At 67.6% G+C, this 14,947-nt stretch carries 12 protein-coding genes; all 12 read right to left on the bottom strand.

What is annotated here, in order from left to right; translation table 11 throughout:
- Nucleotides 1–98 precede the first annotated feature (98 nt).
- The 12 genes from glyA to WAB15_RS34780 all read right to left on the bottom strand — a co-directional run bounded on the left by glyA (nt 99) and on the right by WAB15_RS34780 (nt 14,943).
- The gene (glyA, locus tag WAB15_RS34835) at nt 99–1,457 is read right to left on the bottom strand and encodes a serine hydroxymethyltransferase (RefSeq protein ID WP_399145321.1); all 1,359 of its coding nucleotides are present in this window, start codon (nt 1,455–1,457) and stop codon (nt 99–101) included.
- A 173-nt stretch (nt 1,458–1,630) separates the two neighbouring features.
- Entirely contained in the window at nt 1,631–2,530 is a 900-nt protein-coding gene (locus WAB15_RS34830) for a hypothetical protein (RefSeq protein ID WP_399145320.1), read from the bottom strand.
- Between the two features lie 48 nt (nt 2,531–2,578).
- Entirely contained in the window at nt 2,579–3,772 is a 1,194-nt protein-coding gene (locus WAB15_RS34825; RefSeq protein ID WP_407288708.1) for an MFS transporter, read from the bottom strand.
- Nucleotides 3,773–3,821: 49 nt separating this feature from the next.
- Nucleotides 3,822–4,448 carry a TetR/AcrR family transcriptional regulator gene (locus WAB15_RS34820; RefSeq protein ID WP_399145318.1) on the bottom strand — a complete coding sequence of 209 codons (627 nt, stop codon included), beginning with the start codon at nt 4,446–4,448 and terminating at the stop codon, nt 3,822–3,824.
- A gap of 374 nt (nt 4,449–4,822) precedes the next feature.
- On the bottom strand, nt 4,823–6,502 hold the full coding sequence (locus WAB15_RS34815; protein ID WP_399145317.1) for an ATP-binding cassette domain-containing protein: 1,680 nt from the start codon (nt 6,500–6,502) through the stop codon (nt 4,823–4,825).
- Nucleotides 6,503–6,544: 42 nt separating this feature from the next.
- Nucleotides 6,545–7,864 carry a lipopolysaccharide biosynthesis protein RfbH gene (gene rfbH / locus WAB15_RS34810; RefSeq protein ID WP_407288707.1) on the bottom strand — a complete coding sequence of 440 codons (1,320 nt, stop codon included), beginning with the start codon at nt 7,862–7,864 and terminating at the stop codon, nt 6,545–6,547.
- A 44-nt stretch (nt 7,865–7,908) separates the two neighbouring features.
- Nucleotides 7,909–9,942 carry an aminodeoxychorismate synthase component I gene (pabB, locus tag WAB15_RS34805; RefSeq protein ID WP_407288706.1) on the bottom strand — a complete coding sequence of 678 codons (2,034 nt, stop codon included), beginning with the start codon at nt 9,940–9,942 and terminating at the stop codon, nt 7,909–7,911.
- Nucleotides 9,939–11,435 (bottom strand): class I adenylate-forming enzyme family protein, encoded by a 1,497-nt coding sequence (locus WAB15_RS34800; protein WP_407288705.1) that lies wholly within the window; start codon nt 11,433–11,435, stop codon nt 9,939–9,941. The genes pabB and WAB15_RS34800 overlap by 4 nt, the downstream gene beginning before the upstream one ends.
- A gap of 42 nt (nt 11,436–11,477) precedes the next feature.
- Nucleotides 11,478–12,428: an NAD-dependent epimerase/dehydratase family protein gene (locus WAB15_RS34795; protein WP_407288704.1), complete on the bottom strand. Its 951-nt coding sequence runs from the start codon at nt 12,426–12,428 to the stop codon at nt 11,478–11,480.
- Nucleotides 12,429–12,440: 12 nt separating this feature from the next.
- Nucleotides 12,441–13,652, bottom strand: a complete 1,212-nt coding sequence (locus tag WAB15_RS34790; RefSeq protein WP_407288703.1) for a hypothetical protein — start codon at nt 13,650–13,652, stop codon at nt 12,441–12,443.
- Nucleotides 13,649–14,197 carry a nucleoside 2-deoxyribosyltransferase gene (locus tag WAB15_RS34785; RefSeq protein WP_399145311.1) on the bottom strand — a complete coding sequence of 183 codons (549 nt, stop codon included), beginning with the start codon at nt 14,195–14,197 and terminating at the stop codon, nt 13,649–13,651. Before WAB15_RS34785 ends, WAB15_RS34790 begins: the two co-directional genes overlap by 4 nt.
- The gene (locus WAB15_RS34780; RefSeq protein ID WP_407288702.1) at nt 14,194–14,943 is read right to left on the bottom strand and encodes a methyltransferase domain-containing protein; all 750 of its coding nucleotides are present in this window, start codon (nt 14,941–14,943) and stop codon (nt 14,194–14,196) included. Before WAB15_RS34780 ends, WAB15_RS34785 begins: the two co-directional genes overlap by 4 nt.
- Nucleotides 14,944–14,947 lie beyond the last annotated feature (4 nt).

Raw genomic sequence — 14,947 nt, 5'->3', positions numbered from 1 at the left:
CGGCATCCCGGCCCCGAAGGAAAGGAGTGGGAGACCGACTGAGATGTGGAATCGGCGAAAGTCATGCCCTGTGCAACCTTCCGATCGGGCCGGGCCGTCTACTCGTCATCGAACCGCAGCGGGAAGCGCGCGCAGAGGGCGTTCACACGGTCGCGCGCCGCATCACGCAGTGCGCCGTCCAGTTCGTAATGACCGGCATCCCGGACTCTGATTCCGGAGAGCACGTCATGGACGATTCCCGCGCAGGCACGAACCTCGAAGGGTCCCATTCCACGCTGCGCGAGGATATTGGTGCCGAAGCGCAGGCCGCCTCCCACCGTGGGCGGATGCGGATCTCCAGGGATCTTGTTTCTGTTGACCAGGATTCCGCATTGCTCGAGTGCCCGTTCCGCCACGATGCCGGTGAGCCCGGCGGCCCGGACGTCGACCAGAACCATGTGGTTGTCCGTGCCGCCGGTCAGGACGTCGTACCCGAGGGTCACGAGTTCGTCCGACAGCGCCTTCGCGTTGTCCACGACGCGTTTCATCGTGGACTGGAAGGCGCCGCTCGACGCGATGGCCAGGGCGCGCGCCTTGGCCGCGATCGAGGACGGGTCCGGCGTGCCCTGGAACCCGGGGAACACCGCGCGCTGCATCTGCTTCCACAGCTCGGTGCGTCCGTCCGGCGCGGTCCGGCGATGGTCCTTGCCGAGCAGGATCAGGCCGCCTCTGGGGCCCGCAAGTTGCTTGTAGGTACTGGTCGTTGTGATGTGGGCGTAGTCGATCGGACTCGGATGCAGCCCCGCGGCGACCAGGCCGGCGATATGGGAGATGTCGGCGAGCAGATAGGCACCGACACGATCCGCAATGGCCCTGAACCGGGGGAAGTCCAGCCACCGCGGGTAGGCGCTCGCTCCCGCGATGATGACGTCCGGGCGGTGTGCGAGCGCGCGGTCGAGGATCGTGCCGTAGTCGAGGTTCCCGTCGCGTGCGACGCCGTAGTGGGCCACGTCGTAGTACTTGCCGCTGACCGACGCGCCGGCGCCGTGCGTCAGATGTCCGCCGGAATCGAGATCCAGCGCGAGAATTCTGCCGCCACGGGGCAACAGCGCCCCCATGACCGCCAGGTTGGCCGATGAGCAGGAGTGCGGCTGGACGTTCGCGAACTGGGCGCCGAAGACGCGCTTGGCACGTTCGACGGCCAGCGTCTCGATTTCGTCGAAGTGCGCGGCGCCCGGATGGTAGCGCGCGCCCGGATAGCCCTCGGCGGTGACGTTCGACAGGACCGTGCCATTCGCGCAGAGCACGGATGGCGGAGCCACGCTGGCCGAGGCGACCATCGACAGGCTCGCGGTCTGGTAACGCGCCTCGGCATCGAGGAGCGCCCCGAGATCCGGATCGTTTCTCGTCAGCGCATCCCAGCCCAGCGCGGCGATGGACCTGGTCGTAGGGTTTGGTATTTGCCCAGATTCAAGCACAGGAGATTCCTTAAGTGCGATCGCGCGGTGCAGGTCGCGCCGAATAAGGCCTGGAATCCATTACTGGGATCATCTCGGCCACAAAGAGGTTCCGAGCGGAGCCCGTTACGGGCTGTACCGGCGATTGCCGCAGATCACCACAGTCCGGGGTGCGGCTGTTCACACCGGTGGAACTAGCCGAAGTTCCGCTTCAGCCAGGAATCGTCAACATATTCGGTCGCCGCATGGAAATCAATCTCCAATTGGCGCAGGAAGGAACTGACCACATACACCTTGTCGGGTGCGAACTGCCGTAGCGCCGCCACCAGGCCCGGAACATCGAGGGATTGGGTTTCACTCGCCACGAGGGCCTTCGCCGCCTCCGCGGCGGAGGACAGTGTGTACATGCCCGGAACCGCAGTGACCACCGGAGCTTCCGGGTGGCCGAGCGCGTTCTCCTTCAGCAGCGATTCAAGCCGCTGACGACTGGGCTCGCGGAAGGGCGAGTGATAGGCCTGATGGGCGAGGGACCGCTCCACGACCTGCAGATCCGCGGGGCCGTCGCTACGCGCCGATTCGAGCGCCGAACGCAGGCCGGACACCATGATCATGCGGCCGGCACCGCCGAGGACCGAACCGAAGTCGCAGGAGACCGTCATCCGCTCCGGCTGCTCGTAATAGCGCCAGTCGACCGGCGCGGGCACGAACGCAAAACCTATGGCCTCGTCCCGGCCGGTGTCCTGAAGGTGCCTCTCCCGAAGGAAGCGGACCACCATTTCGGTCGAGGCCGCTCCGGAGGCGCGCAGGGCGGCGAGCTCACCTAACGAGATTCCGCCGTACCCGGAAGCCGCACCGTGCTGCTGCTCCAGGATCCGCCCCACGCCGAGCATGGCGGCCATCTGCCGGATCCAGCGCAGCAGCACCGGATGGACGTGCGACGCCTCTCCGTCGATCAGGCGGTCCACCGGAACGTCGACCGCTTCGGCGAACTCGCGATAGACCGACTGCGCGACCGTCGAGCTCCGCAGCATCGGTTCGTAGCCGCGGAAATCCACCGCTGCGTCGGCGGGTCCGAACAAGATGAACTTCGTCATGGCAACTCCATCCTTCGCTCTTGCGGGAACATTCGGCCCTGCGGGGATTCAGTGCTCGGCCACCGCTTCCGCGCCGATCGCCGTCTTCTTCGAGGCTCCGATGGCGAGGCCCAGCAACGCCAGTGCGCTCAGTCCGAGTACGGCCGCGACCGCCGGCAGCAGTCCGGCACCCAGGCTGCCGAGGGTCAGGCCGCCGATGGCCCCGCCCAGCGAGACTCCGAGATAGGTGCTCGACGTGTTGAGCGCCAATGCCTGAGCGGCGACCGGTCCGGCGAGCAGATACAGGCGTGCCTGAATGGCCGGGGAATTCCAGAAGGCCATGCCGCCCCAGATCGTGCCCACCACGACGAGGACGGAGAAGGGCACGGGACGAACGAGCCAGATCAGCCCGAGGACCGCCATGATTCCGGTGAAGATGCCGATTCCGGTGACCAGGGCGCGGTCCGGGCCCCATCGGTCGGTGGCCTTCCCGCCGGCCCAGATACAGACGATGCCGGCGAACCCCGACAGGCTGAACGCGAGTGCCCGCTGATCCACGCTGGCCTCGCTCACCGCGGCGAGATAGGGCGCCATATACGTGAGCATCATCATCGAACCGGTCATGAGCGCGCAGTTCGCCAGCAGCCCGAGCGATACCGGCGCACTGGCGAGGGCGCGCAATTGCTCCCGGATACCCGGCACTTCGCCGGCCTTGTCGCCCTCGCGCGGCAGGGTCGCGAGCAGGAAGGCCAGTGCCAACACCCCGCTCACCGCCATGGAGACGAAGGTTGCCCGCCAGCCGTAGTGGCCGCCGATCCAGGTGCCGATCGGAACTCCGGCCGCGATCGAGCCGGTGACGCCGAGGGCCACGACGGCGACATACCGTCCGATGTGGCCTTCCGGAGCGCGCTCGGCGGCGAAGGCGAACACCGCCGGAGTCGAGGCCGCCGCCGCGAGCGCGGCCACGATCCGCAGGGCCACCAGAAGCCCGAAGCCGGTCGTCGTGGCCGCCACCAGGTTCGCCGCGATGAAGACGACGAACGCGGCGGTGAACAGGTACCGGCGGGACACCCGTGCCAGAGTGACTCCGGCGATCGGCGCGGCCACGGCGACGGTGAGGGAGAAGACGGTCACCAGTTGGCCGGCGTGCGCCTCACTGACGTCCAGGTCTCGCGCGATCTCCGGAAGGACTCCGGCGATCACATAATCGTCGGTATACAGGACAAAAGCCGCAGCGAGCAGCGCAAACAGCCACGCGGGCACAACTGATCTCCTTAAAGACTTCGACCGTGCCTGATGCGCAGATATCAGGTCAGTCGTCGGTCGGTGCGGCGTCGGCACCGGGGGCGGCCACCAGGACCGATCGCAGGTGCGCCCGCAGCGTCGCGCGTAGGCGTTCGACGCTGAGCGATCCGTGCGGGGTCACCGAATCCAGGACCAGACCACCCAGGACCGCGATGAGTCGTTCGGCTTCCTCAGCCGGATCGGGCACGTCGAGAACGTGCAGGGCATCCGTGATGACCTGGCGCATGTCGGCGGCCATCTGCTCGGTCACCGGGCGAAAAATCGGATTCACCCGAGCGGCGACGATGAATTCCGTCAGCACGATCGACTCGACGCGGCGCTCCTCATCGATCGGCAGCAGCTCCTCCAGCCGCGACTGCAGGGCATCCACGGCGGGTTCGCCCGCGAGTCCGACCAATGCGTCTGTCGGATAGCGGGTGAGCCTTTTCCCCATGCGATTGCCGACCTCGGTCACGGCCGCCACGAGAAGATTGCGGTGATCGTCGAAGTAGTGGCGCACCGAACCGATGTTCAACCCGGATTCGGCGGCGACCTTCCGCAGCGACAAGCCGCTCAGGCCTTCGGTGACCAAGAGGCGAAAAGCCGCCTCGATAACATCCTTGCGACGCTGTTCGAGGTCAATCCGAGATGGCATTTCCAAACAGTATCACAGGTGTGACAACGACGGGGAGCAGATACGTGCCGCCAATTCGGCAGGCAGCGTATAACCCCTGATCGGGCCCCACCTGAGCTCTGATACGGAATCACAGAACTCGATACGGGATGACAGGAACTGCGGGCAGAGCTCGAGCTCGCCCCGAGCGAGGTCCGTTTCCCCACCCGATCGGGAGTTCGTCGAGACCTCGGGAGCGGGCAGGAGCGACCTACGGCCCGAGTGGTCGAGCCACGCGACCGGCGGACCGACCAGGACCGGCCACCGGTCGAACAACTGGGTACTGTACGGGAGTTGCCGCCCGCTGTCCCCGCCGGCCTCACCAGGGGAGCGGGCGGACGCCGCCGGACAGGCGCTCACCCCCGGCGCCGGGCCACGCGCTTCTCGTCCCACACCGGCTCGGGCGACTCGTAGACGGTGCCGTCGGAACCGAAGACCAGGAACCGGTCGAAGTCCCGGGCGAACCAGCGGTCGTGGGTGACCGCGAGCACGGTCCCTTCGAAGCCGCGGAGGGCATGCTGCAGCGCCTCGGCGGAGACCAGGTCGAGGTTGTCGGTGGGCTCGTCGAGCAACAGCAGTGTCGTGCCGCCGAGTTCGAGCAGGAGGATCTGGAATCGCGCCTGCTGCCCCCCGGACAGGGAGTCGAAGGTCTGCTCCGCCGCGCCCGCCAACTCGTAGCGAGCCAGCACCCGGGAGGCCTCCTCGCGCGGCAGCCCCTCCCGGCGCTCGTCGCCGCGGTGCAGGATCGACACGAGCGTGCGGCCGGCGAGGTCGGGCCGCCCGTGCACCTGCGCGAACCACCCCGGGCGCACCCTCGCGCCCAGACGCCCCACCCCCGTGTGCGACACGGGCTCGACCGGCAGGTCACCCACCGGCTCGTGTTCGGGCTCGGGGGCGCTGCCGCCGGCGGCGAGCAGCCGCAGGAAGTGCGACTTGCCCGAGCCATTGGAACCGAGCACGGCGACCCGGTCGTCGAACCAGACCTCAAGGTCGAACGGCTTCATCAGGCCGGTGAGTTCGAGACCTTCGCAGACCACGGCCCGCTTGCCGGTACGCCCGCCGCGCAGCCGCATCGACAGATGCTGCTCGCGTGGCTGCGCGGGGGGCGGCCCGGCCTTCTCGAACCGGTCGAGCCGGGTCTGGGCGGCGCGGTACCGCGAGGCCATGTCCGAGTTGTAGGAGGCCTTCTGCTTGTACATCTGCAACAGGGCCTTCAGCTTGGCGCGCTCTTCGTCCCAGCGGTTGCGCAGCTCGTCGAAGCGCTCGAACCGCTCGACGCGGGCCTGGTGGTAGGTGTCGAAACCGCCGGGGTGCACCCAGGCGGTGTTGCCCGCCGCACCGAGCTCGATCGTGACGATGCTCTGCGCCGTGCGGGCGAGCAGCTCGCGGTCGTGACTGATGTAGAGAACGGTCTTCGGAGTGTCGAGCAGACGGTTCTCGAGCCATCGCTTGCCGGGAACGTCGAGGAAGTTGTCCGGCTCGTCGAGCAGGAGCACCTGGTCGGTGCCGCGCAGCAACGCCTCGAGCACCAGCCGCTTCTGCTCGCCGCCCGACAGCGTGTCCACGGCACGCCGTTGGCACCGGTCGAAGGGCATGCCGAGGGCCTCCGTGGTGCACACGTCCCACAGCACCTCGGCGTCGTAGCCGCCGGCATCGCCCCATTCGGCCAACGCGTTCGCGTACGCCATCTGCGCCGCGGTGTCCCCGCTCGCCTGCATGGCCGCTTCCGCCTTGTCCACGGTCGCCGCCGCGCGCCGGATGCGCGGGTCCGCCACCGATAAGAGCAGATCGCGCACTTGGTCACCCTTGCGGGCGGTGAACTGTCGCATGACACCGAGGCTTCCGCTCCGGTTCACCGCTCCGCCGTGAGGTGCCAGATCGCCGGCGATCATCCGCAGCAGCGTGGTCTTGCCGGACCCGTTGGCGCCGATCAGCGCGGCTTTCGCCCCCTCACCGACCCGCAACGAGATCTCATCCAGCAGCACCCGGCCGTCCGGCAGTCCGTAAGAAACAGAGTTGACGTCGATATATCCCACGGACGTGATCTTATCACGGGTGTGATAGTAGATGCTTGGGTTTCACGCCACCTCGCCGCTGCGACCCCGCACGAACTCGGTGATGCTCTCCGCCACATAATCGATCTTCTCGATACTCAGACCGGGATAGACCCCCACCCAGAAGGTGTGCTCGGTAATGACGTCGGTGTTGGTCAGCTCACCGGAGATCCGATAGTCACGCCCGATGTACGCGGGATGACGGGTGAGGTTGCCACCGAACAGCCGCCGGGTCCCGATGTGCCGCTCCTCCAGGAAGGCCACCAACTCCTGCCTGCTGAACGGCGCGTCCGGCAGCACGGTCAGCACGAAACCGAACCAGCTGGGATCGCTTCCCGGGGTCGCCTCGGGCAGCAGCAGGCCGGGCAGCCCGTCCAGCGCCTTTCGCAGGTGACTCCAATTGCGGCGCCGGACCTCTCCGAATTCCGACAACTTGCCGAGCTGGCTGAGGCCGAGCGCGGCCTGCAGATCGGTCGTCTTCAGGTTGTAGCCGATTTCGGAGAAAATGTATTTGTGGTCGTAGCCGTGCGGGAGGGTTCCGAGCTGGTAGTCGAATCGCTTGAAACAGGTGTTGTCCTGGCCGGGCTCGCACCAGCAGTCCCGACCCCAGTCGCGCAGCTGCTCCACGAGCCGTGCCAGTTTGAGATCGTTGGTGAGCACACAGCCGCCCTCCCCCGTGGTGATGTGGTGGGCGGGGTAGAAGCTGACCGTGGCGAAGTGGCCGAAGGTACCGGTGAACCGGCCCTGATACGTCGAGCCGACGGCGTCGCAGTTGTCCTCGATCAGGTAGAGGTCGTGCTCCTCGGCGAGTGCGGCCACCTCCGCGACCTGGTACGGATTGCCCAGCGTATGGGCCATCGCGATCGCCCGGGTACGGGGCGAGACGGCCGCCGCCACCCGCTCGACCGTGGTGTTGTACGTGCCGAGTTCGACGTCGACGAACACCGGGACCAGGCCGTTTTGCACGATCGGGTTCACCGTGGTCGGAAATCCCGCGGCCACCGTGATGACCTCGTCCCCGGGGCGCAGCCGCCGCTCGCCGAGCTGCCGTGAGGACAGCGCCGACACGGCCAGGAGGTTGGCGGAAGATCCCGAGTTCGTCAGATGCGCCTTCCGCAGTCCGAAGTACTGCGCCAGGCCCCGCTCGAACTTCCTCGCGGTGACACCGGCGGCGATGCGCATGTCCAGCGCCGCGGCCACCAGGGCGACGCGGTCGTCCTCGTCGAGGGCCGCGCCGGAAGGCCAGATGGGCGTGACACCGGGAACGAAATCCTCCGCGGCACCGGATTGATGGTATGTGCGGGTGAGCTCCAGAATTTCTTCTTTGTCGCTGCCGGCGGACACAGTGCCTCCTGATTGTTCAGCTGTGCTGTCTCGGACGTGCTCGATCAATCGAGGTCCCCGAAAGCGGATTTCGGGGCGTTCGCCTTCACCAGCGTTTCGGCGTACTCCGCTTCCGGGTCCGACAGCAAGGTGATGGCGCCCCCGACTCCGAACGACGCGGAGTCCTTCTCCAGGACGAGGGTCCTGATCACCACGCTCAGGTCGGCGCGCCCGTCGAGCGACACCCATCCGAGCACGCCGGAGTAGATGCCTCTCGGCTCCTCTTCCAGTGCGGCCAGGATCTCCATGCTGCGCAGCTTCGGCGCACCGGTCATCGAGCCGGGCGGAAACGCCCTGCGGATGCAGTCGACCGCCGCGACGTCCTTCCGGAGCTTCGACTCGATGGTGCTCACCATCTGGTGGACCGATGCGAAGGTGTGGACCCCGAACAACTCGACGGGACGCACGGATCCGACCTCGGAGACGCGGCTGAGATCATTGCGCATCAGGTCGACGATCATGAGATTCTCGGCGAGCTCCTTCTCGTCGCTCGCGAGCTCCTGCTTCAGCGCCGCGTCCTCGTTCTCGGTGGCGCCACGCCGGCGCGTGCCCTTGATGGGACTCACCCGCACGAACCGGTCGCCGTCGATGGTCATAAACCTCTCGGGCGAGGCGGACAGCACGGAGAATTCGGGTGTCCGCAGGAGCGCTCCGTAGGGAACCGGGCTGGCGGCGCGCAGCCGGGTGTAGGTCTCGACGGCATCGAACTCACCGGCTATCGAGGCGGAGTTGGTGAGGCAGAGTTCATAGGATTCGCCGACGCTGAGATAGTCCTGGCACTTGAGGATCTTCGCCAGGTACTCCTCTTTGCTGTCCCGGAAGACGACCTCGCCCGGCTTCGCGCGGGGCGTCGGTTCCCGGTCGCGAGGAGGCGCCACCCTCGCATGTGCCACCGTGCGGAACGCGGCCTCGAACCACGCCTGCGCATCGGCGCGTTCCCCGAGACCGGGGCCGGACGCGAACAGCAGATAGACCCTGTTCTCGCGATGGTCGACGACCACATAGCGATCGGTGAGCAGGAAGCGGGCGTCGGGCAGCCGCGAATGCCGGGAAACGGCCATCTTCTCGGTGTCCGCTCGCAGCTCATATCCGAAATAGCCGACGAAGCCGGGGCGGAACTCGAAGGGCAGCAGCTCTTCCCCGTCCACGGTGACGATGCGCTGCCGGCCCTTGAGGAAGGTGAAGATGTCGGCGTCGACGTACCGCACCGAACCGTCGGGCTCCGTCACCGTGGTACGTCCATCGGCCACGCGGTAACTCGCCGTCGTCGACCGGGCGTCCGGCAGCCCGCCGATGATGGAGAACCGCGCCTGGCCGGTGGCGGAACTGTCGAGCCAGAAGCTCTCCGTCGACGCGCCGCAGAACGCTTCGTACAGCGCCCGGCAGTCGACCTCTCCGTCCACGCACACCCACGTGCAGTCGATCGCACCGTCGCGGAGGTCGCGGTCGCGCGAGGTGCTCCTGCTCTCCGCCACGATCTCGGCGAAGTTGCGCAGGAGAGCCCTTCCGTCGTCGCTGAGAATCGACTCCGGATGGAACTGAACACCCCATACCGGCAGGTCGCGGTGACGGATCGCCATGGCGACACCGTCCTCGTCCTCGGCGATGACCTGCAGCGGCTCCTCGATGCCCGACAGGGCCAGGGAGTGGTACCGGACCGCGGTGAACTCCTCGGCCATACCGCGGAACAGACGGTCACCGCTGTGGCGGATCCGGGACGTCCTCCCGTGCATGATCTTCGGTGCCGGCCCGACCTTCGCCCCGTGGACACTGCCGATGAGCTGATGTCCCAGGCAGACACCGAGGATCGGCAGGTCCACCGATGTCACGAGCGTGCGGGAGATTCCCACATCGGCGGGTACATCGGGGCTGCCCGGCCCCGGCGAGATCACTATGCCGTCGAACTCCTCCAGGGATATCGACGATATCGGGTCGTCGTTCTTGACGACCACGCATTCGACATCCGGGAGCTCGCTCAGATACATCCAGATGTTGTAGGTGAAGGAATCGTAGTTATCGACGAGAAGGATACGGGTCATCGAACCATTCCAGGTTTTTCGCCGCCGAGCACAGAACTCAGCTGGTGCCTCATGATCTTGCCGCTGCCGGTTCGCGGGATCTCCGCCACCGGCTCCCATCGCTTCGGGACTCGAAAAGGTTCCAGCTGCCGGCGAAGGTGCGTCCGGAGCGCGTCGAAGGATTCGTCCGGATCGCCGGCCGACGGAGCGAGGACCACGAGCGCACAGAGCGTGGAAACACCGTCGACCAGGGGTGCGAATACGGCGCAGTCCTCGACGCCCGCACAGCTCCTGATGGCCGCTTCGATCTCCACCGCCGACATGGAGATGCCGCCGGCGTGCAGGAAGTCGTCGGTGCGGCCGACGACCACGAGTCCGCCGTTGTCGGCCCAGTACCCGTAGTCCTTCGTCTCCAGCCAGCCGTCGACCAGCAGCTCTTTCGTCCCGTCCGCGGTCACCGCATGGCGCGGGATCGTCGGCCCCGACACCCACACCTCGCCGAGCTTGTGTTCCGATCCGGCCGCCGGAAGCGGGAGATCGGGGTCGCTGCGCAGTTCCACGTCGTAGCCGGGGCAGACGAAACCGGCGGTGCCCGCGGCCCGGCGCGTCACTCCGTTCGCGCAGAAGGCGTTGCCCACTTCCGTGGAGCCGATCTGATTCAGAACCCGGACCTGCCAGCGGTCCTCCAGGCGAGCGGCGACGGCGTCGGGAAGGGGTTCGCCCGCGGAGACGATCGCCCGCAACCCCGCCGGACGTTCGACGGCCGCACTCTCGATGTGGTCGGCGAGCTTGGCGAGCGCCGACGGAACGGAGAACGCCAGGGTGGCGCCATGCCGATGCAAGGCGTCGACGAATTTCTCTTCGTTCCTGCGCTGCCGGCTCAGCACGACCGAGGCGCCACTGAACAGCGGGTAGACGAACTGGTTGTTGAACCCGTAGGTGAAATAGTATTGCGAGAGCGAGACGATGGTGTCGGTCGCCCGAATGTCCAAGCCGTGCGCGCCGCCGACCGCAGCGTGGAAGAAGGGCAGGTCGGCACTCGTATGTGCCACGGCCTTGGGAATCCCGGTCGTGCCCGAGCTGTACAGGTAGTAGCGCGAAGCCGCCGACCCGTCCCCGTCATCGTCCGGACCGACCGGGAGTCGCGGGCTGCGGCGCTCGATGTGCAGCCCGTGCTCTCGATACGAGAGCACGAACTTGGTGGGCAGAATTCCCAGCATCCTCGACTGCACGCGCTCGCCCAGGTCCGGATTCACGACCAGCGGAACGGCACCGATGGCATGCAGGGCGAGGAAGGCGGGCATCCATGCGGGCCGGTCGCCCACCAGGAACCCGACGTGATCACCTGCACCGATCCCACGGTCGAGAAATTCGCCGGCGAGACTCCGGGCACGAGCGTGCACGTCCCCGTGCCGATGGATGTCACCCGTCTGTTCGTCTATGACGGCGGCCGTATCGCTCCAGCCGCCCCGGTCCGCAAGGTGTGCGGCCAGAATGGAGGTATTGCTGTGCATGGATCTCCCCGGTTCCATGGAATTGCCCTGGTACGGGCCTGATCAGCCGAGCGCGGCCGGCGTCGCCGCGTCGAGCGCGAGGGCCGCGCTTATGGAGTCGGTCAGGGTGAACCGCCGCATCCAGCCGAGATGTGTTGCCGCACGTGAGACATCGGCGCACTGCCACGTCGATCCCGTGCGCAGACCGTCGGGACTCCGCGCGAGCCGACAGGGAATCCCGGTCTGCTCGGCGAAGGCCTCGAAGAGCCGTCCGATGCTCGTCGCGGTCCCCGATGCCGCGTTGTAGGCGGCCACCGCCGGTCCCGGACGGCGAGCGGCCAGGCTCACCAGACCGGCCACGTCCCGGACGTCGATCAGATCCCGCGCCGTCTCCGGCAGCGGAACGTTGGCCACCACCTGGTCCGAGCCCGCCTCCACCGCGGCCCGGTACAGCCCGGCGGCGGCGGCCCAGACCCCCTGCGTGCCGTGCCCCGGTCCGATCACGTTGAAGGCGCGGATCAGCGTCACCGGCCTGTTCATCCGGTGGGCCGCGCGCACCAGGTAGGAGGCGCCCCTGACCTTGGACTTCCCGTACTCCGTCACGGGCGCCAGGACGCTCGCCTCGCTCACCGGGACACCCGGAGCGGTGTCCCGGTATTCGTGCGACGACCCGAGGTGCAGGATCGACTCCGTCGTCCCGGACAGTTCGCACGCTTCCGCGAGGCGGCACGGCCACACGACGTTGTCCCGACGTACCACCGAGGGATCGGTGGACCAGGAGGCACCCACGGCGTTGACGATCACGGCGGGACCGCAGGCCCGCAGGAAGCGGGACAGCGCGGCGGACGACCAGTCGTTCCCCGAGTAGTAGGGGCCGCCGACGTCCCCGGCACCGCCGGTCGCCCGCCCGTGCCGGTCCACCCCTATGCAGCACCACCCGTCCGCGGTGAGCGCCGCGGTCACGCACCTTCCGATGAACCCCTTGGCGCCGAAGACGATCACGGTCCTTGACATCCCGACGCCCCGTCAATTTCCGGCGGCCGTACGGGCCGTGTCGAGCACGACCTCCGCGGCCACCTTCGCGCCGTCCGTCCCCACCTTCTCCACCAGGCCGGTCCAGGTGTCGGCGGGAAGCGCCAGGCACTCCGGGATCAACTGCTCCAGATGCGCCCGGACGGACCGGCGCGTGGTGTCGAGGCGCCGGCGGAGACCGTCCGCGATCGCCCCGTAGACATAGTCGTTGCCGGCAGCCTCGGTCTCCGCGGCCTTCCGCGTGACCACCGCTTCGTCCACGACGTCGGTGGGCCACGTCACTCCGGTGTGGGCCCCGGTCGCGATCCGGTGGATCTCCGCCTGCTGGAACCCGGAGACGTTCTGCGGTGGCAGGCGGATCAGCGGCGTCCCGCAGGAGCTCGCCTCCAGGAGACTCATCAGTCCCGGCTGACTCAGGCACAGTGCGCTCTCCGCGATGCGCGTGCGGTACTCGTCGCGGGTCAGCGGACCGAAACGGAACTCCGCCCGCCCTCGGTACGGCGAGACGATGGCGTCCAGATCCGCCCGGGGGGTGTTGCCGGCGATGAGGATGCTGTCGAATCCGGTGGCGATCAGGGCCTCGATGGCCCCCGGGAGCACCAGGGACGGGTAGGTCGTGGTGTCCCGTGTGGTCAGGCCGAGCATCCCGCCGAGCGTGACGATCGCTCGCCGGTTGCCGTCGGCGTAGCCGTACGAGTGCCGCGTCGCCTCCTGCGACTGCCACGGGACCACCGCGCCGATCCACCGCAGGTTGCGGATGTCCCGCATCCAGCCGAGGGTCTCCTGGGACAGCCCGGGCAGTCTGAGGGCGAGGTAGTGGCTCACCTCCAGCGGCGGCACGGCGAGGTCCGCGCCGTGCCACAGGAACGGCATGAGGTCGACGAAGACGGTGCGCACACCCGCTGCCTCGAAGGCGCGGGCGGCGAACCCCTCCAGCGTCACGAGTGCCACGTCGAGCCTCCTCGCGGCGGCCTCCCGCGTCAGCGCGTCGTAGTCCGAACCGTCGAACTCGCACCACTCGTCGACGACGCTCTCCATGAGGGACCGCCCGTACTCGCTCCCGAAGGCGACGACTCGGCAGTCTCCCGGCACCGTCCGCCGGATCTCGCTGATGACGGTCTCCAGCGCGGCGTGCGGCCCCCAGCCGAAGTTCACGCCGAGGATGCCGATCCGCACCCCGCCGGGGGCCCTGGTCGGTGCGTTCACCGCGTTCCTCCCAGCGAGCGGAACTTCAGTGCCCGCTCGACGTCCGGGTCCTCCCAGAACCGGTCCGACCGCCGGTACTTCGAGCCGAGGTCGAACGCCACGGAACAGGCCTTCTCGACGACCGCCCGGCTGCCCAGGTCTCCCTCGACGACCTCCAGTTCGAGCAGGGTTCCCATGCCGCGGATCATGGAGGAGAGCGAATGGAAGGACGAGGTGACCAGGACCGTGGGCCGACGGACCGAGGCCGCGTAACCGAGTTCGAAGGCGACGCCGGCCGAGGGCTCGTCACCGACGAGTGCGCACAGGCTGTCCGACGCGTGGAGGGCACGGAGGTCGTCCCGCATGCAGTCCTCCGGCGGCAGGCCCGCGGCGCCCCACTCCTCGTTCATATGGGAGCTGAAGACCGAGGCACCCAGTTCGGAGAGCCGTGTGTGATAGCTGAGGATTTCAGCCTTCTTCTCCGGCAGGAATACATTGTCGCGTACATGGTTTCCGAAAGGCGCCGCAAGGAACACCTTCGGACCGTGGACGAGGGAACCGCTCATGCGCTGACCGCCTTCACTACGATGCTCCCGCCGAATCGGCCGCGTTCTTGACCCGTGACGTAGTCCCGGAAGCCGAGGCTCGCCACCTTGAACCCGGACTCCCGGAGCAGTCGGGCCACTTCGGACGGACTGAACAAATGAACCGGGGTGTGAAATACCGCGTCGCCATCCCGATAGGACGCCGTGAAATCGCCACCACCGGGCCGCACACGGTCCCGCGCCACATTGCGGATCACGCTGAGCCGACCGTACGTCACGGCGTTGTACCGGTTGTTGACGTCGAACACGAACGCACCACCGGGCTTCAGCAGGTCTCTGATCTGCCGCAGCCCCGGCACCAGTTGCGTCCGCGGGATGTGGCCCAGGACGTTCGACAGACAGGTCACCAGGTCGAACCGCACCGAAAGAGCGGCCGGCAGCTCCGGCGCCGCGAGCGGTATCGCCAGCACCTGGGCGCCGGGACAGTTGCTCTGGGCGAGGGCGGCCATTTCGGGACTCTCGTCGATGGCGGCGACGTGATCGGGGCGGATCTCCGAGACCACGCGTTGCAGGCGTTCGCCGGTACCGGTGCCCACGTCGAGCAACGCGAGGCCCTGCCGGTTCCCGGCCGCTGCGGCGATCTCTTTCTCCACGGCGCGGAAATACCGGGTATGACGCTCCAGGTACGTGGCATAGCCGCGTGCATAGGCGTCGTAGAACCGCTTCGACGTCACCGAGCTGGCCTGCGGTGTGGAACCCTTCGACATACGT

The organism is Streptomyces sirii (genome assembly GCF_045690365.1).
Classification (GTDB): domain Bacteria; phylum Actinomycetota; class Actinomycetes; order Streptomycetales; family Streptomycetaceae; genus Streptomyces; species Streptomyces sirii.
The sequence above is the reverse complement of the archived record's forward strand: the minus strand, read 5'-3'. Positions and strand labels throughout refer to the sequence as shown.

Coding starts and splice junctions, on each gene's coding strand:
- WAB15_RS34795 (WP_407288704.1), bottom strand. CDS start 12,428: ATGTCAAGGACCGTGATCGTCTTCGGCGCCAAGGGGTTCATCGGAAGG.
- pabB (WP_407288706.1), bottom strand. CDS start 9,942: ATGACCCGTATCCTTCTCGTCGATAACTACGATTCCTTCACCTACAAC.
- WAB15_RS34785 (WP_399145311.1), bottom strand. CDS start 14,197: ATGAGCGGTTCCCTCGTCCACGGTCCGAAGGTGTTCCTTGCGGCGCCT.
- WAB15_RS34780 (WP_407288702.1), bottom strand. CDS start 14,943: ATGTCGAAGGGTTCCACACCGCAGGCCAGCTCGGTGACGTCGAAGCGG.
- WAB15_RS34830 (WP_399145320.1), bottom strand. CDS start 2,530: ATGACGAAGTTCATCTTGTTCGGACCCGCCGACGCAGCGGTGGATTTC.
- WAB15_RS34800 (WP_407288705.1), bottom strand. CDS start 11,435: ATGCACAGCAATACCTCCATTCTGGCCGCACACCTTGCGGACCGGGGC.
- WAB15_RS34820 (WP_399145318.1), bottom strand. CDS start 4,448: ATGCCATCTCGGATTGACCTCGAACAGCGTCGCAAGGATGTTATCGAG.